Below are 21,158 nucleotides of genomic sequence, written 5' to 3'. Positions count from 1 at the left end.
CGTGACTCCCGAGGAGCTGCTCGAAGGACCCCGGGGGCGTCGTGTCTGCCTCGAGGTGGCCATGTTGTCTGCACCCGGCGCAGTAGAGCCGAACGTTCGGCAGATTGACGCCCTTGAACGAGTGCCCCTGATTCCGCTGACCCCAGAGCTGCTGCTCGAGTCGTTGATCGAGTCGGTCAATTCGGCGCGCTACTGGCAGGAGCCCGACGGGCACGACGTGTTCGCGGCGATGCCGCAAGCCCGCCCCGGCCTCCTGCGATTCGCGCGCGCCATCGTGTCTGCCGTGGCCGCGGAATGGTGGGAGCGACCGGTGGGAGCGGCGCACGACGTCGAGACCGAGTGGATCGCGCACGAACCCGAACCGGAAGAGGCGCCGTCGCCTCTCGATCCCCCCGAGAGCGCGCTCGCGGCGCTGATCGACTGGGAGAACGAGACCACCTACTGGGAGCAGCGCGCCAGAGCTGAACTGCAGGAGTGTCCCGACGGGTCCACCAATCACTGGTGGTCGAAGCCGCCGTGGGGTCTCGTGAGAACGACGAGCGAGATCCCCAGCTTCGGGCCGGCGCAACTGCACCTGAAAGAAGATTCGCACGGCCCGGAAATCGCCGAAGTACGCGCAGTGCGCGTGGCAGATGGCGCTCGGGTGTTCCGGATCGACCGCGCGGAGCATTGGGCCGAACTCTGCCGCCGGTACCCCACAGACGTCACGCTTCAGAAGCAGTGGGATTGGTGCGAGACGACCGGGCGCCGCGGGGCGTGGGTGATGCCCAACTGGCGTGCGGTTGCGACGGACTGGGACGCCGTACATCTCAGCGTGGCCGGATACTTGCGCAGCGCCGGGACCGCGATCGTGTGCGACGAGAGCACCGCTAGTGTGATCGCGGGGTGGGATCCGGATACGACGTACTGGCTCGGGTCGGCCGCGGTACCCGAAATCGCTGCGGTCGAATGGCGTCGCTGCGAGCCAGATACGCACGTGAACGTGCACGCCTGGTCGCCCGTGGAGTGAGCGAACGTGGCGCCGACCGCGCCGGTAGACTCGACGTATGGCAGAGCGATCCTGGTCTTTCTCGAAAGCGTTCCGCAACATCTTCAGCGGTCCCGAACTCATCACCGAGGAGACCTGGGACGACCTCGAGACGGCACTCATCACCGCAGATTTCGGCCCCGACGTCACCGACGCGATCCTCGGGGAACTGCGCGCCGATATCGAGCGGCACCGGGTCACCGAGGTGGCCGAGATGCGTCGCATGCTGCGCGACGTGATCGAAGAGCGTCTCGCGAAGTACGACCCCACCCTCAACCTGTCGGAGCGCCCCGCGGTGATTCTCGTCGTCGGTGTGAACGGTGTCGGCAAGACGACCACGATCGGCAAGTTCGCCAACTATCTCACGGCGTTCGACAAGCGCATTCTCGTCGGTGCCGCTGATACCTTCCGCGCCGCCGCCGTCGAGCAGCTCGCCACCTGGGCGGATCGCGCCGGCGTCGATATCGTGAAGCCTCAGCAGGCCGGGCAAGATCCGGCGTCGGTCGGGTTCCAGACGGTGCAGCGGGCGGTCGAGCAGCAGTACGACATCGCCATTATCGACACCGCCGGCCGGCTGCAGACCAAAGGCGGTCTCATGGATGAATTGACGAAGGTGCGCCGGGTCATCGAGAAGCAGGCCCCGGTGTCAGAGGTACTGCTCGTGCTCGACGCGACGACCGGGCAGAACGGGCTGGCTCAGGCCGAAGCCTTCATTGAGCACGCCGGCGTCACGGGTCTCGTGCTCACCAAGCTCGACGGCTCCGCGAAGGGCGGCTTCGTGCTCTCCGTGCAAGAGAAGACGGGCCTGCCCGTGAAGCTCGTGGGGCAGGGTGAGGGTATCGGCGACCTGACGGGTTTCACCCCGCACGTGTTCGCCCAGCAACTCGTCGGGTGATCCTTACCAGGGGTACCCGTAGCGCGTGACGAACAGCGCCGCCGAGACGAGCGCGAAGAGCAAGAATGTGCCTGCGATCCAGGGGCAGGCCCACCGGCTCGTGGTGGCGGTTGAACGCGTGAGCGCCGGGCGCATAGCCAGAAGGCCGATCACCTGTACGAGCGCCAGGACGCCGTAGGAGGGGTCGGCGAAGAGCCACGCCAACGGCACGAAGTGCAGGGCGACGCAGAGCCCGATCCACCACCCGTACCAGCGCGTCGCGCCGCGACGGGCGAGCACGATGCACCCGCCACCGATGAGTGCGGCCTCGGCGAGCACGATGACGCCGAACACCCAGTAATTGCCCTCGAGCGCACTCGGCGTCGACCAATTGCGCCATACCAGCAGGCCGAATGCGACGGAGACGAGCAGGCCGACGACTGAACCCGCGCCCCACCATCCGCTCAGGCGTTTGGGCGGATCTTCCTGCGACCAGCCGAACCAGCCGCCGGCCATCAGTGCCAGCCACGCGATCGCGGTGGCCTGGTCTCGGAGAAACTCGGTCAGCATCGTCGACTCCTCGTGGATACACGGGTGATGCGTTCAGCGTAACGTCATACGCGGGACCCGCGATAGAATGCTGGGGCTATGGCTACTTTCGGAAACCTCTCGGCTCGACTGACCGAATCCCTCAAGAACCTCCGTTCGAAGGGCAAGCTGTCGGCTTCCGACGTCGACAGCACGGTCCGCGAAATCCGGCGCGCGCTGCTCGAAGCCGACGTCGCGCTCGACGTCGTCAAGGAGTTCACCGGAAAGGTGCGCGAGCGGGCGCTCGGCGATGAGGTGAACCAGGCGCTCAACCCCGCGCAGCAGGTCGTGCAGATCGTCAACGAAGAGCTCGTGACGATTCTCGGCGGCGAGCAGCGTCGACTCGAGTTCGCGAAGAACCCGCCGACCATCATCATGCTCGCGGGTCTGCAGGGCGCCGGCAAGACGACGCTCGCGGGCAAGCTGGCCAAGTGGCTGCGCGATCAGGGGCACACGCCGTTGCTCGTCGCCTGCGACCTGCAGCGCCCCAACGCGGTGACCCAGCTCGGCGTCGTAGCCGAGCAGGCGGGCGCCGACATCTTCGCGCCCGAGCCGGGCAATGGTGTCGGTGATCCGGTGCAGGTCGCGAAGCGCGGCGTTGCCGAAGCGAAGGCGAAGCACCACGACTTCGTCATCATCGATACCGCCGGTCGTCTCGGCGTCGATGCCGAGCTGATGCAGCAAGCCTCCGATATTCGCAAGGCGACGCAGCCAGACGAGGTGCTCTTCGTGATCGACGCGATGATCGGTCAAGACGCCGTCGCGACGGCGCAGGCGTTCCAGGAGGGCGTTGATTTCACCGGTGTCGTGCTGACGAAGCTCGACGGCGATGCGCGCGGTGGTGCGGCGCTGTCGATCCGCAGCGTGACCGGTCGCCCGATCCTATTCGCATCGACCGGCGAGGGCCTCGGCGATTTCGAGCCGTTCCACCCCGACCGTATGGCGAGCCGTATCCTCGACCTCGGCGACATTCTCACGCTGATCGAGCAGGCGCAGTCGGCGTTCGACGAAGACGAGGCGCGCAAGGTTGCCGAGAAGATCGCGAAAGACGCGTTCACGCTCGACGACTTCCTTGGTCAGATGCAGCAGCTGCGGAAGGCCGGTTCGCTCAAGAAGATGATGGGCATGCTGCCCGGCATGGGCAAGATGCAGGCCCAGCTCGACAACTTCGACGAGCGCGAGATCGTGCACACCGAGGCGATCATCCAGTCCATGACGAAGGCCGAGCGCGACAATCCGAAGCTGCTCAATGGCTCACGCCGACTGCGCATTGCGAAGGGCTCGGGCATGACCGTGACCGATGTGAACCAGCTCGTGCAGCGGTTCGACCAGGCCGCGAAGATGATGAAGACCGTCGCTCGGGGTGGCGTGCCGCAGATCCCGGGCATGGGTCCGGTGCCGGGCATGGGCGGTGGCGGTCGCAAAAAGCAGCAGCAGTCTAAGGGCAAGGGGAAGCAGCGTTCGGGCAACCCGGCGAAACGTGCCCAGGAGGCCGCCGGTCTTTCCGCGCAGCCCGAAGCGGCTCAGGGCGGGTCGGGCTTCGGTCTCGGCTCAGGTGGCGCGCAGCCGAGCGAGCAGGACCTCGCGAAGCTGCAGCAGATGCTCGGCAAGGGGCTGCGCTAGTCCCTGCGCATGATTGACGAAGCGGGCCGAGGCGGCGCTGGGCGCGGCGACGCACGGCTTGCGATGTTCCGTGAGGAATGGCCGCGGCGCGTGGCGTGGTCGCGTGCGCGCGCGGAAGCGCCCCAAGCATTTCGGCAGGCGGCACTCGGTGGCATCCTGATCGCTCCTGCTGCAGCCTGCACGCTGCTCTGGACCTGCCTGGTGCTCGAGACGCCCGTTCCGTTAGTGCTTCCGGGATGGTTGGAGGCTCTGCGCGGGCTGTTCACTGTTGCCGGCATGTGGCTCTCGATCATGCTCTGGTTGGCGGCGCTGCTGCTCCTGCGCATGCCTGCAGATACGCGGCGCGGGCTCGCGTTCGCGGAATTCGCGGAACGACGTGGGCTGAGATTCGCGCGCTATGGCCTGACCCCGCCCGAGCAGGGGGTGTTGTTCGGCGAGGCTGCTGGGGCACCCGCGCCACCGTTGCCGCGTCGTATCGCCGGGCGCGTGCCCGCGCCGGGATCGGCGGGGGCACGGTACCGCTCTGAATTCTGGCTCGCTTCGGAGCCGTCGATGTGGAATGGCCGATCGCGCACCTCGCTCGCGGCCCCTGCCGATCTGCAGCTCGGCCTCGCCGTGTTTGCCGGCGGCAAGAATGACCCCCGCGGCCCGCTCGGCACTTTCCGGTTCGCGAGCTTTCAGTCGACACGCCCGTTGCCGCACCTGTTCATCGACTCGCGGCGCAACGGCCGGGTGCGGGCCGTGCTCCGCGGCGGCCAACAGCTTGAGCTCGAAGGTGATTTCGGTCGTCACTTCGTGCTGCACGTACCCAGCGGATACGAGCGAGATGCGCTCGAACTGCTCACCCCCGACGTGATGGCGTGCCTCATCGATCTCGGTCGGTTCTGGGATGTCGAGATCGTCGAGGATCGCGTCATCGTCGCATCCACTCGCGTGCGGCGGCGCTTCGATCGCGCCGAGACCACCGCGCTGCTTCGATTCGCCGAGATCTGTGGTGCTGAGCTCGCTCACCAAGTGGCGACCTACAGCGACCCGCGTGCCCCGCGGCCGCGGCTCGACATCGACATCGCGGGGCGGCGCCTCCGACGGCGATCGGGAGTGTGGAACACGGTCATCGGCGCTGTGGTCGTGGCTGCACTGTTGGCGTTTCCGTGGGTATTGGGAGCCTTTCTCGACTAAAATCCCAGGTGGTGACAAAAATTGCAATTGCGCTGCGAGTGTGGCAAGATTGACGAGTTCGCGCATCTCGCGCGCCCACGCTTCCGTACCGCCAAGCCGGCAGGTTCGGCGTCGTTCACTTTCATCAAGGAGTCACTCATGGCTGTCAAGATTCGTCTGAAGCGCCTCGGCAAGATCCGCGCACCGTACTACCGCATCGTCGTCGCCGACTCGCGCACCAAGCGCGACGGTCGCGTGATCGAGGAGATCGGCAAGTACCACCCGACCGAGCACCCCTCGTTCATCGAGGTCGATTCCGATCGTGCGCAGTACTGGCTGAGCGTCGGCGCACAGCCGACCGAGCAGGTCGCCGCCATTCTGAAGCTCTCGGGCGACTGGGGCAAGTTCACGGGTGAGGGCAACACCGAGTCGCAGATCCTCGCTCCCGAGGCCAAGGCCGTCTTCGAGGCTGACGCTTCGAAGAAGACCGTGCTGCGCCCCAAGGCTGAGAAGCCGGCTGCGGCTCCGGCTGAAGAAGCGACCGAAGCTCCGGCCGAAGAAGCCGCTGCAGAGTCGACCGAGGCGTAATTCTCTTGGCTGAACAGGCGCTCTCCGACGCGCTGGCGCACCTCGTGCGCGGCATCGTCGATCACCCGGATCGCGTGCGCGTCGACGCGCGCGATTCCGGTCGCGGCGACGTGCTCGAGGTGCGTGTGCACCCGAGCGATCTCGGCCGCGTGATCGGCCGCGGCGGGCGCACGGCGTCGTCGTTGCGCACGCTGGTCTCGTCGCTCGCCGACGGTGATCGGGTGCGTGTCGACGTCGTCGATACCGACGGTGCCGATTCTGAAACGGAGAGCGGCGCCTGATGGCCTACCCGAATGGGCGTTCGCAGGCTCCCCGTCCCGCTAGCGGGGCGGGGAGTTTGCGCGTTGGCCGCCTCACGAAACCGCACGGTCTCAAGGGTGGCATCAAGCTCGAACTCTTCACCGATAACCCCGAACTGCGCTTCGTGCCCGGGGCCGAGTTTCACCTACAGGTGCCGGCCGAATCCGAATGGTTCGGTCGCACCATCACGCTGCGCGAGTTGCGCTGGTTCAACGATTCACCGGTCGGGTTCTTTGCAGAGGTTGCCGACCGCACCGCGGCCGAAAGCATCGTCCGCGCTATCCTCTGGATCGATGAGCAAGCGGTCGAAGCCGGCGAAGAAGAGAATGCGTGGTATCACCACCAGCTGGTCGGCCTCGATGTCGTGCGCGACGCACCCGGAGCCGATGAGCCCCCGGTCAAGCTCGGCGTCGTCAGCGAGATTCAGCATCTGCCTGCGCAAGACCTGCTGGTCGTGAAGACGGAAGACGGTTCGGTGCTCGTGCCGTTCGTCGAAGCGATCGTGCCTTCCGTCGATATTGCCGCCGGCGTGGTGCGGGTCACCCCGCCGCCGGGGCTGTTCGACGCATCCGAGGCTGAGGACGCACGGTGAAGATCGACGTCGTCTCCATTTTTCCGGGGTACTTCGACGCGCTCGAGCTGTCGCTTCTGGGCAAGGCGCGTCAGCGCGGGCTCATCGACCTGCGAGTGCATGACCTGCGCGAGTCCGCGCACGACAAACATCGCACGGTCGATGACACCCCGACCGGGGGTGGCGCCGGCATGGTTATGAAGCCGGAGCCCTGGGGCACAGCGCTCGATGCGGTACTCACCGCGGACGACGCCGGTGATGATCCTCTCGTGATCTTTCCATCGCCGGCGGGTGACGTCTTCACGCAGGCGATGGCGCGAGAGCTCGCAGATGAATCGCACCTCGTCTTCGGCTGCGGCCGCTACGAAGGAATCGATCAGCGCGTGTTCGACGAATACGCGTCACGCGGTCGCCTGCGCCTCGTGAGTATCGGCGACTACGTGCTCAACGGGGGCGAGGTGGCGACGATCGCCATGATCGAAGCCATCGGGCGCCTCGTGCCGGGGGTTGTCGGTAACCCCGAGAGCCTCGTCGAGGAGTCGCACGAAGAAGACGGACTGCTCGAATACCCCAGCTACACGAAGCCGGCGACCTGGCGCGATCGTGCGGTGCCCCAGGTGCTGCTCAGCGGCAACCACGCGGCGATCACTCAGTGGCGCCAGGAGCAGCGCGTGGAACGCACGCGCCGAGTGCGCCCCGAGTTGCTGCCTCGGGCCTTGCGCGGGGATACGCGCGGTCGTCACGCCGCTGACGACTAGCCCAGTCGCACTAGGCTGGACGCATGCGTGATGTGCTCTCAGCCGTCGTCGGAAAGACGGTACGACAGATCGCCCGCCTGCGCGGCGGCGGCTCTGCACTGCCCGGCCTGGTGATCGAGAAGATCGACCCCGGGTTCCTCGGGAGGGTGCTGGGCAGGTTGCCGTACGGCGTGGTGGCGATCAGTGGTACGAATGGCAAGACGACCACTACGAAGATGGTCGTCGAGCTGTTGGAGGCTCGTGGGCTTCGGGTGTTCACGAACCGCACCGGATCGAACTTCTCACGCGGTGTCGTTGCTGCGGCGATCCAGGAAGGCGATGTGCGCGGGCGCCTCGACGCCGATATCGCGGTGCTCGAACTCGATGAGGCGCACGCCATGTACTTCATCGATCGCGTACCGCCTCGGTTCACACTCCTGCTCAATGTGCTGCGTGATCAGCTCGACCGCTTCGGCGAGATCGACACGACGGCCAAGCTGCTCGAGCGCATCGCAGATGCGACGACCGAGGGGTTGGTCGTGAACCGGGAGGATCGCTTGGTCGCCGCGATCGGTGAGCGCACGCGGGCCCGCGCCGGCGTCGCGACGGAGCTCAGTGGCGGCGCGTCGATCGATGTGCGCGAATTCGGGCTTTCGAATGACCTGCTCGCCACGTTCCCGAGCGATGATGACTTCCATACGGCTGCTGCCGGTTCGGTCGAGGGTGCCGAGGTGCGGGAGCCGGCCGACGTGACGCTCCTCGAAGTCGGTGACCACGAAGCCCTGTTTTCGATCGATGGGGAGCAGCTGCGCACGACGCTTCGCCTCGAAGGGCTCTACAACACGTTCAACGCCGCGTCGGCACTCGCACTGGTGCGTCAGGTCATCGATGCCGGCCCGATCGATTCCGCAGATGCTCCCATAGCCGCGACTGCAACGAGTGCCGAACTCATCACCGCGCTCGCCGAGATTCGCCCCGCATTCGGTCGAGGCGAGCAGCTCGAACTCGATGGGCAGCCGCTCGAGCTCGTCCTCGTGAAGAATCCCGCCGGGTTCCGACTCGGCCTGGCGTCGTTCGAGGCGACGGGCGTCGCCGCGATGATCGCGATCAACGACCAGTACGCCGACGGTCGCGATATGTCGTGGCTCTGGGACGTCGACTTCACGTCGCTCTCGGCGGCCGGCGTCGACACGGTCTCGGGCACGCGCGCCTGGGATATGGCGCTGCGACTCGAGCACGATGACGTGCCGGTCGCACGCGTCGACGAAGATTTGCGCGAGGCGCTTGCCGCGTTCCGGTCGCACACGACTGGCCGACCTCGGCGCATTTACTGCACCTATACCGCGATGCTCGAACTGCGTCGTGCGCTTGCCGAACTCACGGATGTGGAGGATGTCTGGTGACAGATCGCGAACTCACCATTGTGTCGCTGTACCCACGCGACATGAACATCTACGGCGACCGGGGCAACGTACTCGCGCTCACCCGTCGAGCGCGCGCGCAGGGATTCAGCCCTCGGCTCGTTGAGGTGAATCCCGGTGACCCGATGCCCGAGTCGGTCGATATCGTCGTCGGGGGAGGCGGGCAGGATTCGGGTCAGGGTCGTGTTGCGCTCGACCTGGGCGTGCGCGCCGATGAGATTCGGGCGCTTGCCACCGACGGGGTGCCGATGCTCATGATCTGCGGCCTCTACCAGCTCTTCGGGCACCGTTTCGTGACGCACCAGGGCGAGGAACTGACGGGAATCGGGGTGCTCGACGTCGAGACGCTCGGTGGCACCGAGCGAATGATCGGCAACATCGTGCTCGACACCACCGAGTTCGGCGAGATCATCGGGTACGAAAACCACAGTGGCGCAACGACGCTCGGATCGGGGTCGCAGCCGCTCGGTCGCGTGGTGCAGGGGGCGGGGAATGCGCCGGGTGCCGGCTTCGAGGGCGCCCGCACGGGCAATGTCATCGGGAGCTACCTGCACGGTTCGTTGCTTCCGAAGAACCCCGCGCTCAGCGACTTCCTGATCGGCGAAGCGGCTCGCCGACGCTACGGAACGTTCACCCCCGTCGCCGCTGACAGTGATCTGGTGCGCAACGCGCGTGCGAGCGCGAAAAAGCGCCCGCGCTAGTCAGCCGACTGCGGTACGGTACTGCCCGCGGGGGAGTCATCGTCACGATGACGCGCCCGAATGACGCGACGAAACATTTCTGGACGAGTCCGGGAATATTCGTTTGCATGTAATAGTTGTGTTCAGCAGTACCTCGCACGACCAACGAAAGGCACGTCATGAGCATTACCGCAGAGCAGATCCCCGGCTACCGCGTCGGAACCTGGAACATCGACCCCACCCACTCCGAGGTGGGCTTCTCCGTACGCCACCTCGCGATCAGCAAGGTCAAGGGCAAGTTCGAGTCGTTCGAGGCGACCTTCACCACCGGTGAGAACCCGCTCGACTCCACCGTTACCGCGAGCGCCGACGTGGCCTCGGTGAACACGAACGAGAAGAACCGCGATGGCCACCTCGCGACGGGCGACTTCTTCGCGGCCGACGAGTTCCCGAAGCTCACCTTCGTGTCGACGGGCGCGCGCGAGGAGAACGGCGACTTCTTCGTGGACGGCGATCTCACGCTGCGCGGCGTGACCAAGCCGGTCACCTTCGCGTTCGAGTTCGGCGGCTTCGGGGAAGACGCGTACGGCAACTACAAGGCCGGCTTCACTGCGACCACGGTCGTGAAGCGCGAAGACTTCGGCCTCACCTGGAACGCTCCGCTCGAAAAGGGCGGCCTGCTGCTCGGCTCTGACGTCACCATCACGCTCGACGTGCAGGCGGCGCTCGCCCAGTAATCGTTCGCCCTCGGGCGACCGTTGCGATTGGGGTAACTTCGGACCGGTGCGCGCCGCGAAAGCGGCCGTGCCACGGGTCCGAAGTTACCCCAATCGGCGTTTGGGCGGTGGGGCGACGCAGCGGCAAAGCGATGGGTCGGTGCGGCGCCGCGGCAGTGCGGCGTCGTGCCGCCGCGTCAGTCGAGCTCGCCGGTGATGCGACCGCGAACGCGTCGCAGATCCTCCATCAGCGAGCCGATGAGCACCCAGTGCTCCGGATTCGCCCGGGGAATGGTGAACGGCTTCGTCAATGCCGGCGGCTCGGTGTGCGGCGAATCTGCCGTCTCAGGCGTCTCGACGAGCAGTTCGAGGTCGTGCGCCGCGCGGCGCATCTCTTCTGCCATGCCGATGACCGATGGATCGTCGACGAGGTCGGCGGCGTAGTTGTCGGCGAGCGCGCGGGCCATGCCGATGACCTGCGTGACGATGCGCTGCAGTCGCTGAAACTGGTCATCGTCGATGGCCAGACCCTCGCGATATCGACGACTGCGCGGGTTGAAGCGCAGACTCTCGCGCGCTTGGCGCAGCAGCGCGTGCACGCGGGTCCGCTCGTCTTGGAGCCCGCGCGCCTCGGCAAGCATCTCTGCGAGCCACGCGGCGTCGCGCGGCTCTTCCAGCGCATCGGCGATGCGACGGAGCACCGCCGCGGAATGCTGCGTGAGATCGACGATCGCGAGGTGCACGGACGTCGTGCGCACGGGCGCGACGACTAAGGCGTTGAGCAGCACGCCGATTGCCGCGCCGATCGCAGTCTCGATGAGCCGTTCGGCTCCGTAGTGCAGCTGAATGCCGCCGAGCGCGATCATGAGGAGCGCGCTGATGGCGACCTGGTTCGCGGCCGACGGGGTCATGCGCAGCAGCCAGCCCACGCCCATCGCGACGATGATGGCCGCGATGAAGAGCCACGACTGCGGGCCGAACAGTGCGCCCGCACCGATCGCGACGGTGACCCCGACGAACACGCCGATGACGCGCTCCAGGCCGCGGGTGAGCGACTGATCCACATTGTCTTGCATGACGATCAGGGCCGCGATCGCGCCGAAGATCGGGAGCTGTTCGGGGAAGATCGCGAGGCAGACGAACCAGGTCAGAATCGCTGCCGCAGCGCCTTTCGCGAGCTGCCACCAGGCCGGTCGCACGGAGACGGTGAACCGGCCGGTGAGGTCGCGGTTGAACCGTCGCCACGGGCGGGTGACCGGGCTCGTCACAGGAGGTCCAGCTTGCGCAGCTCCTCGCGCAGGGTGGCGCCATCGGGGCCGTACACCCACGGCACGCCACTCGTGCTGCGGTGCAGTCGCGCCTTCGACCGGCCGCCAGCGAGCACGGCTTCACCCACGGAGAGCTGGCGGATGAGCACCGCGGCCACGCTCTCGGGGTGCGCCATGGCGAACTCGTGGTACAGCGTCTCGTCATGCTGGCCGTCGTCGCCGATGAGCACCCATTTCACGCCGGGGAACTCGCGCGCGATGCGCCGGAGTTCGCGGCTCTTGTGCTCACGACCGCTGCGGAACCAGCGGTCGTGAGTCGGCCCCCAGTCGGTCAGCAGCAGCGGGCCCATCGGGTAGAGATTGCGCGCCAGGAAGCGGCTGAGCGCCGGGGCCGCATTCCAGGCGCCGGTCGACAGGTACATCACGGGGGAGCCGGGATGCTCGGCGACGAGGTGATCGAGCATGACGGCCATGCCGGGCGTGGCAGATCGCGCGTGCTCGTCGAGCACGAAGCTGTTCCAAGCGGCGACGAACGGGCGGGGCAGCGCAGTGATGAGGATCGTGTCGTCGATGTCGGAGATCACGCCCAGCTGGGCGTCGGGGGTCACGACGTTGACGGGGGCGTCCGCCGCTTCGCTGTCGCCGGCCTGCAGCGTCACGGTGTGCCATCCCGGTTCGAGGCGCACCGGGACCATCGCATCGATGACGCCACCGCGATCCGCGATCACCTCGGTCACCGGCTCACCGTCGATGAGCACGCGCACGGGTTGATGCGGTACCGACAGGCTCGTGAACGTGCGCCAACCGCGCACGCGCGAGACTTCAGCGACGTCGGGCCGGAAGCGCGTGTGCTCGCGGCTCTCGGGGCGCAGATACAGCACGCGGCCGAGCACGCGCACCCATTCCGTCGTGCCGTACCCGATGTAGGGGATGACCGAGGGTTTTTTGCCCCGGGAGATCGCGCGACGTGCGCGACGCACATGGAGCCAGTCTTCCAAGCGAGCCGCGAAGCGGGGTCGGTGGTCGGGCTGCACGGGCGAAGTCACCGTGCCAGTCTAGGGCGTGGGGTCGTGGTGAAGCTCTGCGTCCACGTCGAGGTGCCGTTGCTCGCGCTTCAGGAACCAGCGCTTGACGAGCCAGACGGTGACGGCGACGAGCACGGCGAACCCGGCGAAAATGAAGCCCGCACCTTTGACCTGACCGGCCAGCTGATCGAAGCCCGCGGCGGCACCGGAGCCGAGCGATACGACGATCAGCGCCCAGACGACGCTGGCCGATGCGGTCCACGGCAGAAATCGGCGGTAGCGCATTCCGGCCATCCCTGCGGTGAGCGGAATGAGTGAATGCAGTACCGGAAGGAACCGCGACAGGAACACGGCGACACCCCCGCGCTCGCCGAGGTAGTGCTCGGCAATCCGCCAGTTGCGCTCGCCGAGCTTGCGCCCAGCCCGGCTGGCACGGATGCGTGGCCCGGCCCAGCGGCCGAGGAAGAAGCCGATGCTCTCGCCGCCGATCGCGCCGAGGACGAGGGCTATGACGAGCCAGACGAACTGCGGCGTCGAAGTGACGCCGATCGATGCGACGAGTGCGATGGTGTCGCCGGGCACGACGAGCCCGACGAAGACAGATGTTTCGAGCAGCATGCCGACTCCGGCGAACAGCGTGCGCAGCACCGGATCGAGGTCGCGGATCCACTCGATGAGCGTGCTGAGGAAGTCGGTCACGCCCCAGAGTGTAGCGATCCGGCCCGAAAAATTGACCGGTGCGGCACGCCAGATGTCGCGTGCGAAACCCGATATGTGCGACCTCACTCGGCGTCGAGAGATATTCCGTTCGACCCCGAGTGAAATATGCTTCGACGCCAAACCAAACTCGCAGCAAACTCACAGACTCGGTAGAATCGAGTCAGTCGGCATCCCGCCGATGGCTCCGGCGAGAATGACATCTCGTGGCGGATCTCACTAAGGGAGTGCATCTCTGCGTGAGGTGCGCGCTCTGTGTTCAGGAGCGTGAAATGAACGAGTTCCTCGATCCGTTGACCCTGTCCAGGTGGCAGTTCGGGTTGACAACGCTGTACCACTTCATCTTCGTGCCACTCACGATCGGCATGTGCCTGCTCGTCGCGATTCTGCAGACCGTGTGGGTGAAGACCGGCAAGGTGAAGTACCTGCGGCTGACCCGCCTATTCGGCAAGATCTTCTTGATCAACTTCGCGATGGGCGTCGTCACCGGAATTGTGCAGGAGTTCCAGTTCGGTATGAACTGGTCGAACTACTCCCGCTTCGTCGGCGACATCTTCGGTGCGCCGCTCGCGATGGAGGGGCTCATCGCCTTCTTCTTCGAGGCCACCTTCATCGGCCTCTGGATCTTCGGCTGGGACAAGCTGCCGAAGAAGATCCACGTCATGACGATCTGGTTCGTCTGGCTCGGCACCGTCGCCTCGGCCTACTTCATCCTCGCGGCGAATGCGTTCATGCAGAATCCCGAGGGCTTCACGATCAACGAAGAACGCGGCCGCGCCGAGCTGGAGAGCATCGGCGCTGTGCTCACCAACCCGGTCGCGGTGACGCAGTTTCCGCACACCATCTTCGCCGCGGTCATGTTCGCCGGCGTCGTCATCGTGTCGACGGCCGCCTGGCATCTGCGTCGAGGGCAGCACGTCGAGGAGATGCGCACGGCGCTGCGCTTCGGTGCGTGGACGAACATCATCGCGTTCATGGGGGTGGGCCTCACCGGCCACTCGCTCGGCATGGTGATGACGGAGACCCAGCCGATGAAGATGGCCGCGGCCGAGGCGCTGTACAACAACGCCTCGGGTGCCGACGCCTCGTTCTCGATCTTCAGCCTCGGCACGCCTGACGGCGCCCATGAGATCTTCTCGATCCGTGTGCCGTACCTGCTCTCCTTCCTCTCGAACGGCACGTTCAACGGATCCGTCGAGGGCATTCGCGATCTGCAGGCCGAGTTCACCGCGCAGTACTGCGGTGCGGATTCGCTGCTTACCTGCCCGAGCGATGGCCAGTTCGCTCCCATCATCTGGGTCACCTACTGGGCGTTTCGCTGGATGATCGGTCTCGGGGCACTCGCGGCGCTGGTCTCCGCAGTCGGGCTCTGGATCACTCGGAAGAACGCGGAACTTCCCGATTGGGTGTGGCGGGTCGCCATCTGGACCGCGCCGCTGCCGATGCTCGCGTCGCTGGTGGGATGGATCTTCACGGAGATGGGCCGTCAGCCCTGGATCGTATTCGGGGTGATGACGACGGAACAGGGCGTGTCTCCGGGGGTTCCGGGGTGGGCGATTCTCGTCTCGCTCATCGTGTTCACCCTGGTCTACGGATCTCTCGCCGTGGTCGAGTTCAAGCTGATCACGCGTGCCGCCAAAGAGGGGCCGCCGGAGATCGCACTGGGCGATTCGACCGACGGCGGATCCGGCGAACCCGACCATCAGCAGCTCGCGACGGTCTACTAGGAGACGGACATGGAACTCACCACACTCTGGTTCTTCATCGTCGGCGCGATGCTCATCGGGTACTTCGTGCTCGACGGGTTCGACTTCGGCGTCGGCATGTCATTGCCGTTCCTCGGGAAAGACAACACCGATCGTCGACTCATCATCAACACCATCGGCCCGGTCTGGGACCTCAACGAGACCTGGCTGATCGTCGCCGGCGCTTCGCTGTTCGCTGCATTCCCCGAGTGGTACGCCACCATGTTCTCGGGGTTCTACCTGGCACTGCTGGTGATCCTCGTCGCACTGATTCTGCGTGGGGTGTCGTTCGAGTACCGGCATCTCGGCAAGGGGCAGCAGTGGACCCGCTGGTTCGATCAGTTCATATTCTGGGGCTCCGTCATCCCTCCGCTGCTCTGGGGCGTCGCGTTCGCGAACCTCGCGCAGGGGTTGCCGATCACCCCGATGGAGAACGGCGGGTGGCTGTACGAAGGCACGCTGCTCACGCTGCTCAACCCCTACGGACTGCTCGGCGGGTTGACGATGCTGCTCATCACGTTCACCCACGGGCTCGTCTTCGTCTCGCTGAAAACTGCGGGCGAGATGCGCGACCACGCGCGGGCCCTCGCCACGAAGGTCGGCGTCGCGGCGATCGTCGCCGGAGCCGCATTCCTGGTCTGGACGGTGCTGCAGCACCTCGATAGCCCGTGGCTCTGGGTCATCGTGCTGAGCGCGGTCGTCGCCGCAGTCGCCCTCATCGGAGCATGGGTCGCGAATCTGCTGGGCCGTGAGGGCTTGGCGTTCACCGGCAACGCAGTGGCGATCGCCTTCGCGCTCCTCGCGATCTTCATGTCGATGTTCCCGAACCTCATGGCGTCGAGCATCGACCCCGCCTACTCCATGACGGTGGCCGGGGGAGCGAGCTCGCAGAAGACGCTGGAGCTCATGACCTGGGTCGCGGTCTTCACCCTGCCGCTGGTGCTCGCGTATCAGACGTGGACCTACTGGGTCTTCCGGAAGCGCTTGACCCGCGACGCGATCCCGGCGGGCGCGCACTGATGCCGGTGGCCCGGGGTTTCATCTGATGTGAGGCCCCGGGCTCCCGTAGACTGCCTCGAGCGGCTCCGCACCGCACCGCTTCGACTCGTCAGGAATCTCGTGAAACCCTTCGACCCGAGACTGCTTCGCTATGCGCGCGCAGCCCGCGGCGTTCTGCTCATCGGGGCCGGCCTCGGCCTGCTGCGCACCGGGGCAGTACTCGCCTGGTCATGGTGCCTGGCACAGGCGATCACCGCTGCGGCACTTCCGTACATGGACGGGATTCCCGGAGTGCGGGGTCGCATCGATGAGGGGGCGTTCGCTCGGGATCAGGTGCCGTGGCTTGTGACCGGCGCTCTTGCTGCCGTGCTCGTGCGATCGGCCGCGAGCTGGGGCATGGATGTCGTCGCCGCGCGGGGTGCCGTCGCCGTGAAGGCGCAGCTCAGAGCGGCGGCGCTCGACGCGCTCAATCGCCGATCCCCGCAGCGAGATGGCGGTGCGAGCGACGCCGAGCTCGCGACGGTGCTCGGGCGCGGCCTCGATGCGCTCGACGGCTATTTCTCGGGCTACATTCCCCAGCTGATCTTGACGGCGGCGGCGACGCCGATCCTCATCTTTGCCGTGCTCCTCGCCGATCCGCTGAGCGGTCTGATCGTCGTCGTCGTGTTCCCCGTCATCCCGGTGTTCATGATTCTGATCGGCCTTGCAACGCAGACGGTGCAGGATCGGCAGTGGGATCAGCTGCAGCGACTGTCTTCCTCGTTCGTCGATGTCGTCGCTGGCCTCGCGACGTTGCGGATTTTCGGGCGAGAGCGACGTCAGGTCGCGCGCATCGCTCGGGAGACCGACGAGTACCGTTCGCGCACGATGACGGTGCTGCGTGTCACGTTCCTCTCCGGGTTCGTGCTCGACCTCGCCGGCACGTTCTCGATCGCGCTGGTCGCCGTGACCGTTGGCACGCGGCTCGTCAGCGGAGAGTTTCCCCTGGGACTCGGGCTGTTCGTGCTCCTGCTGCTGCCAGAGACCTTTGTGCCGATTCGGCAGGTGGGTTCGGCCTTCCACGCGTCGACCGAGGGGCTTGCGGCGGCCACCCGCGTCTTCGACATCATCGAAGACGACGGAGACGTTGCGTGTGTGCGCGCGAAGACTCCCGCGGAGCCTGCGGCGGAGAGGGCGGGCTCCGAGACGGACGCGGGTCGCGGCGTGCGCTTCGACGCGGTGAGTGTGGCGCGCGGGGGGCGCCGAGTGGTCGGCCCCGTGAGCTTCGACGTCGCCCCCGGAGAGGTCGTCGCGCTCGTAGGCCCCTCAGGCGCCGGCAAGTCGACGCTGCTCGCCGCGCTCCTCGGCTTCACCGCGCCGATTCGCGGCACGATCACCGCAACCGACCGCCTCGCGTGGGCCGGCCAGCGCCCGGGCCTCTTGCACGGCACGATCGCCGAGAACGTCGCACTCGGAGCCGATGCCATTGATCACGACCTGGTGAGGTCGGCACTGGCCGACGTGGACCTCGCAGACCTCGATACGGCGTTCGAGCTCGGCGCCGGCGGTACCGGAGTGTCAGGCGGACAGGCCCAGCGCATCGCAGTGGCGCGCGCGCTGTACCGAGCCCGCGCACTCGACTGCGGAGCGCTCGTGCTCGATGAGCCGAGCTCTGCCCTCGATGCCGAGAGCGAGGCGCGCATCGGCAATATCGCCCGCGCCGAAGCCGACGCCGGCCGCGCCGTGCTCCTCGTGACGCATCGCGCCGCGCTGCAGGCGACGGCCGACCGCGTCGTGCAGATCGTGCCGGCCGTCGCTGAAGCTCCCGGTACTGACACGTCCGTCTCGGAGGTCTCACGATGAGTCGGCTCACCGAAACCGCGCAGTGCACGGATGCGCAGCGCACCGGCCAGAAGCGCACCGCAGAACAGCGGGCCGTGCTTGCGCGCGCGATGCCCAGCCGTCGACGTCGCGCTCCCGGCATCGTGCTCGGCGTTCTGGCCGATGCCTGCGTGGTGGGTCTGCTCGGGCTGAGCATGTGGCTCATCGTGCGGGCGGGGGAGCAGCCGCCCATTCTTCACCTCACCTTTGCGATAGTGGGAGTACGGGCGCTGGCGATCGGGCGAGCCGCGTTCCGCTACGCGGAGCGACTCTTCAGCCACAATGCGGCGCTCGCGCAGCTCGCCACGCTGCGGTCGCGCACCTTCGCGGCGCTCGTGCCCCGGGTGCCGGGCGGCATCGAATCCCATCGCCGCGGAGAGGTGCTGGCCGCGTTCGTCGACGACGTCGACCAGTTGCAAGACGAACCTTTGCGTGTGCGGCAGCCGCTCATTGTGAGCATCGCGGTCACGGCTCTCAGCGTGGTGGTCATCGCGGTGATCTCCTTCCCTGCCGCCCTGGTGCTGCTCGCAGCGCTGCTCATCGGCGGCGGCGCAGCCGTGGTCGTGTCATCGCGTTTCTCGGGGGCCGATGACCGCCGGGTGAGCGCCGCGCGTGCCGAAGTCGTCGACGCCCTGCTCGAGCGGTTCTCAGCGGCCGAGGTGCTGACCGCATTCGGGGCGGTGGATCACCAGCGCGCCCGCATCAGCGACGCCGAGCGTCGGCTCGCGCGGGCGCAGCTCAGTCGTATCCGCACCGCCGGGTTCTCGGGCGCCGTGCTCGGCCTCGCATCGGGACTCGCGGCGATCGTCGGACTGCTCGTCATGCTGCCCGCGCTCGGAACGGAACCCGGTGCCCTCACCGCACCGTTGTTCGCTGCCGCTGTCGTGGTTCCCGCGGCGGTGTTCGAAGTGTTTGCCCAGGTGCCGGCAGCGCTCAGCGCCCGGCGCGCAGTGCAGGCGAGCGCGGAGCACGTCGCCGATCTGACGGAGCGGGCGCTTCCGGCCGAGCTCGTGCCGGCCACGTTTGCCGACGACGCAGACGAGACAGTGTCGGTCTTCGCGCCCGAACCGGGGGCGCCACTCGTCGAGGTGCAGCAGCTCGCGGTGCGACACCCGGGCGCCGACCACGATGCGGTCGCGGACGTCTCGTTCAGCGTCGCGGCGGGCGAGACGCTCGTGATCACCGGAGCGAGCGGAGCTGGCAAGTCCACGTTGGCGCTGGCACTCGTGCGGTTCCTCGAATCGCGCGGCGGGTTCGACGTCGGCGGCAGGGATGCGCGCGAATTGGCACCCGAACGCGTTCGCGAGATCATCGGACTCTGCGAGCAACGTCCGTACCTGTTCGACTCCGACCTGCGGCAAAACCTGAAGTTCGCCCGCGACAGTGCTGCCCGCGGCTCGGCGACCGACGACGAGCTGTGGGCCGTGCTCGACCGGGTCGGTCTCGCCGATTGGGCACTGGAGCGCGGTGGACTCGACGCGCGTCTGGGCGCCGACGGCGCGTGGATTTCGGGCGGTCAGGCGCAGCGCATTGCGCTCGCACGCGCCATCCTCGCGGACTTCCCGGTGGTCGTGCTCGACGAGCCGACTGCCGGGGTCGACCGCGAACTCGCCGATCGGCTGCTGACCGACCTGCTCGGCGCGGTCCCGGCTGACCGTGCGGTGATCCTGATCACCCATACGGTACTCCCGGAGGGGATCAGCGCGGCCCGTCTGTCGCTCTGACGGGCTCCCAGCTCCGGTCGAGCACGCTGCGGAAGTGCTCAAGCCGTTCGGGGTCGGGCACGGCGAGGGGCGTGCCGTCGAGGTGCGTGACCGGGCGAATGCCGTGCAGCGCATTCACCGCCCACACCTCGCTCGCGCGGAGTTCGTCTGGGGTGACTCGGGCGGGCACCAGGTTCGTCACGGCCGCCCGAAGCGTGGCCTCGGTCACGGACGGCACGCGAGCGGCCAGCGCCACGACGGAACCCAGCAGCGAGGTGCCGCGATCCGGCCACCAAACGAGGCTGGTCGTCGCACCCTCGAGCACCCAGCCGGCCTCATCGGTGAGCAGCGGCTCGGCCCCCAGCTCGCGAATCAGCGCGCCGTAACGGGCGATATTGGGTCCCTTGCGTTCGGCCACGGGCGCAACGCCGCGCGGAGCCGACACGAGTGACACCCGGTCACCGAGCGTGGGGAGCGGGCGCAGCGCGAGTGCCAGACTCGGTGCAGACGGTTCACAGGTGGCCTTGGCGCTCGCCGACCAGAGTTCGAGCCGGGGAAATCCATTGCCCGAGTCGGCAATGCGCTCGCGCGCCTCGGAGCAGAACGCTGTCAGTGCCTCCGCGATGTGTCGCGGATCTGCGGTGCAGTCGTGCTCCAACCAGGCGGCGGTCGCCGTGGCTGCGAAGCGCGTCAGATGCGCAGGGAATGCCCGCACTTGCGGCTCGCCCGCGTGCGTACTGACGCGGAAGGAGTCCGCGGCGAGCAGGTGCGGCTCGGGGGCCGGCTCGCGACGCCCAGCGCCACTCGAGACCGGCACGGAGCTCACGCGGAGCTCCGGTGCGGAGCCGGGCGATCGCTGTCGGGCGCCGCAGCCGGGGCTGCGAGCACCGAGTATCCCGCGGGCAGAGATGCTCGGCCGGTGAGCGCGAGCAGCAGCGTGGCGCCCGATCCGCCTCGGGCAGCGAGCGACCCGGCCAACTGCAGACCGCCCGCGAGCACCTCGGCCGGCGGATCGCCAGGCCCATCAGAGGATGCACCGCGTGAGCCGGCGGTGGCGCGTTGAATGTCGAGGCCGTGCACCACGAGCTCGAAGGCCCGGGTCGGGAGGTACGCATCGAGTCGCATGCCGCCCACGATCGTCTCGATCACCGGGTTCCCGGCGTCGCGCACGGCGCGCAGCACGCGGGCGGCGATCTCTGCGAACGCCAACGCCGGGTCAGCGCCGAGTGCTGCGCCGGCATCGACGCCGCGCTGCAGCACTGCAGACTCATCGGTGCTGGGCTGCGCGAGGGTGCGCGCGTAGTACTCCTCGGCGCTGCGCACGACCTCGACGTCCGTGGGCCGGGCGAGGTACGTTTCGACGGTGAGCAGGGCTCGGCTCGTGTGCCCCACGAGCGCGCGCAGGTTCCACGCGCCGAGCCCTGGCCCCTCCCAGTCCGCATCGCCGAGCGCATCGACGATCTCGACCGCCCAGACCGCGGCCGCAGCGAAGTTCGTGCGCGACTCCGCGATTCCGTCGATCTGCATGTCGTGAGCGTAGCACCGGCGGTACGCTGTG

General features: G+C 67.3%; 21 protein-coding genes. 15 read left to right on the top strand and 6 right to left on the bottom strand.

Annotated features, from left to right (window positions below):
* The first annotated feature begins 1 nt into the window (after position 1).
* Both ACZF5Y_RS08930 and ftsY read left to right on the top strand, forming a co-directional pair.
* Positions 2–1,009 (top strand): hypothetical protein, encoded by a 1,008-nt coding sequence (locus ACZF5Y_RS08930; protein WP_497532285.1) that lies wholly within the window; start codon positions 2–4, stop codon positions 1,007–1,009.
* Between the two features lie 37 nt (positions 1,010–1,046).
* Positions 1,047–1,922: a signal recognition particle-docking protein FtsY gene (gene ftsY, locus ACZF5Y_RS08925; protein WP_053353212.1), complete on the top strand. Its 876-nt coding sequence runs from the start codon at positions 1,047–1,049 to the stop codon at positions 1,920–1,922.
* A gap of 3 nt (positions 1,923–1,925) precedes the next feature.
* Here ftsY and ACZF5Y_RS08920 read toward each other — a convergent pair whose 3' ends face one another.
* The gene (locus ACZF5Y_RS08920; protein WP_497532284.1) at positions 1,926–2,471 is read right to left on the bottom strand and encodes a hypothetical protein; all 546 of its coding nucleotides are present in this window, start codon (positions 2,469–2,471) and stop codon (positions 1,926–1,928) included.
* A 78-nt stretch (positions 2,472–2,549) separates the two neighbouring features.
* Between ACZF5Y_RS08920 and ffh the strand changes: the two genes are divergently transcribed.
* The 9 genes from ffh (at position 2,550) to ACZF5Y_RS08875 (ending at position 10,304) form a co-directional block, all read left to right on the top strand.
* Positions 2,550–4,112: a signal recognition particle protein gene (gene ffh, locus ACZF5Y_RS08915; protein ID WP_497532282.1), complete on the top strand. Its 1,563-nt coding sequence runs from the start codon at positions 2,550–2,552 to the stop codon at positions 4,110–4,112.
* A 9-nt stretch (positions 4,113–4,121) separates the two neighbouring features.
* Positions 4,122–5,291: a hypothetical protein gene (locus ACZF5Y_RS08910; RefSeq protein WP_497532281.1), complete on the top strand. Its 1,170-nt coding sequence runs from the start codon at positions 4,122–4,124 to the stop codon at positions 5,289–5,291.
* A gap of 138 nt (positions 5,292–5,429) precedes the next feature.
* Positions 5,430–5,858, top strand: a complete 429-nt coding sequence (gene rpsP / locus ACZF5Y_RS08905) for a 30S ribosomal protein S16 (RefSeq protein ID WP_053388360.1) — start codon at positions 5,430–5,432, stop codon at positions 5,856–5,858.
* 5 nt (positions 5,859–5,863) lie between these two features.
* A complete protein-coding gene (locus ACZF5Y_RS08900) occupies positions 5,864–6,139 on the top strand; it encodes an RNA-binding protein (protein WP_053353208.1) in 276 nt (91 codons plus the stop codon).
* Positions 6,139–6,750, top strand: coding sequence for a ribosome maturation factor RimM (rimM, locus tag ACZF5Y_RS08895; protein ID WP_497532280.1), 612 nt, complete (start codon positions 6,139–6,141; stop codon positions 6,748–6,750). Before ACZF5Y_RS08900 ends, rimM begins: the two co-directional genes overlap by 1 nt.
* Complete coding sequence (gene trmD, locus ACZF5Y_RS08890; protein WP_497532279.1) at positions 6,747–7,487, top strand: tRNA (guanosine(37)-N1)-methyltransferase TrmD; 741 nt, start codon at positions 6,747–6,749, stop codon at positions 7,485–7,487. Before rimM ends, trmD begins: the two co-directional genes overlap by 4 nt.
* Positions 7,488–7,510: 23 nt before the next feature.
* Positions 7,511–8,869: a MurT ligase domain-containing protein gene (locus ACZF5Y_RS08885; RefSeq protein WP_497532278.1), complete on the top strand. Its 1,359-nt coding sequence runs from the start codon at positions 7,511–7,513 to the stop codon at positions 8,867–8,869.
* On the top strand, positions 8,866–9,588 hold the full coding sequence (locus tag ACZF5Y_RS08880; RefSeq protein ID WP_497532277.1) for a type 1 glutamine amidotransferase: 723 nt from the start codon (positions 8,866–8,868) through the stop codon (positions 9,586–9,588). The genes ACZF5Y_RS08885 and ACZF5Y_RS08880 overlap by 4 nt, the downstream gene beginning before the upstream one ends.
* 158 nt (positions 9,589–9,746) lie before the next feature.
* On the top strand, positions 9,747–10,304 hold the full coding sequence (locus tag ACZF5Y_RS08875) for a YceI family protein (RefSeq protein WP_053353203.1): 558 nt from the start codon (positions 9,747–9,749) through the stop codon (positions 10,302–10,304).
* A gap of 176 nt (positions 10,305–10,480) precedes the next feature.
* Here the strand turns inward: ACZF5Y_RS08875 and ACZF5Y_RS08870 are convergent, their stop codons facing one another.
* Genes ACZF5Y_RS08870 through ACZF5Y_RS08860 form a run of 3 tightly spaced genes read right to left on the bottom strand, consistent with a single transcriptional unit; the run spans position 10,481 to position 13,275 of the window.
* A complete protein-coding gene (locus tag ACZF5Y_RS08870) occupies positions 10,481–11,551 on the bottom strand; it encodes an FUSC family protein (protein ID WP_497532276.1) in 1,071 nt (356 codons plus the stop codon).
* Positions 11,548–12,597 carry an App1 family protein phosphatidate phosphatase gene (locus tag ACZF5Y_RS08865; protein ID WP_497532275.1) on the bottom strand — a complete coding sequence of 350 codons (1,050 nt, stop codon included), beginning with the start codon at positions 12,595–12,597 and terminating at the stop codon, positions 11,548–11,550. The genes ACZF5Y_RS08870 and ACZF5Y_RS08865 overlap by 4 nt, the downstream gene beginning before the upstream one ends.
* A gap of 9 nt (positions 12,598–12,606) precedes the next feature.
* Positions 12,607–13,275 (bottom strand): DedA family protein, encoded by a 669-nt coding sequence (locus tag ACZF5Y_RS08860; protein WP_497532274.1) that lies wholly within the window; start codon positions 13,273–13,275, stop codon positions 12,607–12,609.
* Positions 13,276–13,565: 290 nt separating this feature from the next.
* Between ACZF5Y_RS08860 and ACZF5Y_RS08855 the strand changes: the two genes are divergently transcribed.
* The 4 genes from ACZF5Y_RS08855 (at position 13,566) to cydC (ending at position 19,621) form a co-directional block, all read left to right on the top strand.
* Positions 13,566–15,020: a cytochrome ubiquinol oxidase subunit I gene (locus ACZF5Y_RS08855; protein WP_497532273.1), complete on the top strand. Its 1,455-nt coding sequence runs from the start codon at positions 13,566–13,568 to the stop codon at positions 15,018–15,020.
* A 9-nt stretch (positions 15,021–15,029) separates the two neighbouring features.
* Positions 15,030–16,058: a cytochrome d ubiquinol oxidase subunit II gene (gene cydB, locus ACZF5Y_RS08850; protein ID WP_497532272.1), complete on the top strand. Its 1,029-nt coding sequence runs from the start codon at positions 15,030–15,032 to the stop codon at positions 16,056–16,058.
* Positions 16,059–16,157: 99 nt separating this feature from the next.
* Positions 16,158–17,879, top strand: a complete 1,722-nt coding sequence (gene cydD / locus ACZF5Y_RS08845) for a thiol reductant ABC exporter subunit CydD (RefSeq protein ID WP_497532271.1) — start codon at positions 16,158–16,160, stop codon at positions 17,877–17,879.
* On the top strand, positions 17,876–19,621 hold the full coding sequence (gene cydC / locus ACZF5Y_RS08840) for a thiol reductant ABC exporter subunit CydC (RefSeq protein ID WP_497532270.1): 1,746 nt from the start codon (positions 17,876–17,878) through the stop codon (positions 19,619–19,621). The genes cydD and cydC overlap by 4 nt, the downstream gene beginning before the upstream one ends.
* Here the strand turns inward: cydC and ACZF5Y_RS08835 are convergent.
* Both ACZF5Y_RS08835 and ACZF5Y_RS08830 read right to left on the bottom strand, forming a co-directional pair.
* Positions 19,596–20,426 (bottom strand): aminotransferase class IV, encoded by an 831-nt coding sequence (locus ACZF5Y_RS08835; protein ID WP_497532269.1) that lies wholly within the window; start codon positions 20,424–20,426, stop codon positions 19,596–19,598. The two genes, cydC and ACZF5Y_RS08835, sit on opposite strands and share 26 nt — an antisense overlap.
* Positions 20,423–21,127, bottom strand: coding sequence for a maleylpyruvate isomerase N-terminal domain-containing protein (locus tag ACZF5Y_RS08830; protein ID WP_497532268.1), 705 nt, complete (start codon positions 21,125–21,127; stop codon positions 20,423–20,425). Before ACZF5Y_RS08830 ends, ACZF5Y_RS08835 begins: the two co-directional genes overlap by 4 nt.
* Positions 21,128–21,158 lie beyond the last annotated feature (31 nt).

The sequence above is a fragment of the Leucobacter sp. WKLB1 genome (assembly GCF_059696215.1).
The sequence above is the reverse complement of the archived record's forward strand: the minus strand, read 5'-3'. Positions and strand labels throughout refer to the sequence as shown.

Coding starts and splice junctions, on each gene's coding strand:
- ftsY (WP_053353212.1), top strand. CDS start 1,047: ATGGCAGAGCGATCCTGGTCTTTCTCGAAAGCGTTCCGCAACATCTTC.
- ACZF5Y_RS08920 (WP_497532284.1), bottom strand. CDS start 2,471: ATGCTGACCGAGTTTCTCCGAGACCAGGCCACCGCGATCGCGTGGCTG.
- ffh (WP_497532282.1), top strand. CDS start 2,550: ATGGCTACTTTCGGAAACCTCTCGGCTCGACTGACCGAATCCCTCAAG.
- ACZF5Y_RS08910 (WP_497532281.1), top strand. CDS start 4,122: ATGATTGACGAAGCGGGCCGAGGCGGCGCTGGGCGCGGCGACGCACGG.
- rpsP (WP_053388360.1), top strand. CDS start 5,430: ATGGCTGTCAAGATTCGTCTGAAGCGCCTCGGCAAGATCCGCGCACCG.
- rimM (WP_497532280.1), top strand. CDS start 6,139: ATGGCCTACCCGAATGGGCGTTCGCAGGCTCCCCGTCCCGCTAGCGGG.
- ACZF5Y_RS08885 (WP_497532278.1), top strand. CDS start 7,511: ATGCGTGATGTGCTCTCAGCCGTCGTCGGAAAGACGGTACGACAGATC.
- ACZF5Y_RS08875 (WP_053353203.1), top strand. CDS start 9,747: ATGAGCATTACCGCAGAGCAGATCCCCGGCTACCGCGTCGGAACCTGG.
- ACZF5Y_RS08855 (WP_497532273.1), top strand. CDS start 13,566: ATGAACGAGTTCCTCGATCCGTTGACCCTGTCCAGGTGGCAGTTCGGG.
- cydB (WP_497532272.1), top strand. CDS start 15,030: ATGGAACTCACCACACTCTGGTTCTTCATCGTCGGCGCGATGCTCATC.
- cydC (WP_497532270.1), top strand. CDS start 17,876: ATGAGTCGGCTCACCGAAACCGCGCAGTGCACGGATGCGCAGCGCACC.
- ACZF5Y_RS08830 (WP_497532268.1), bottom strand. CDS start 21,127: ATGCAGATCGACGGAATCGCGGAGTCGCGCACGAACTTCGCTGCGGCC.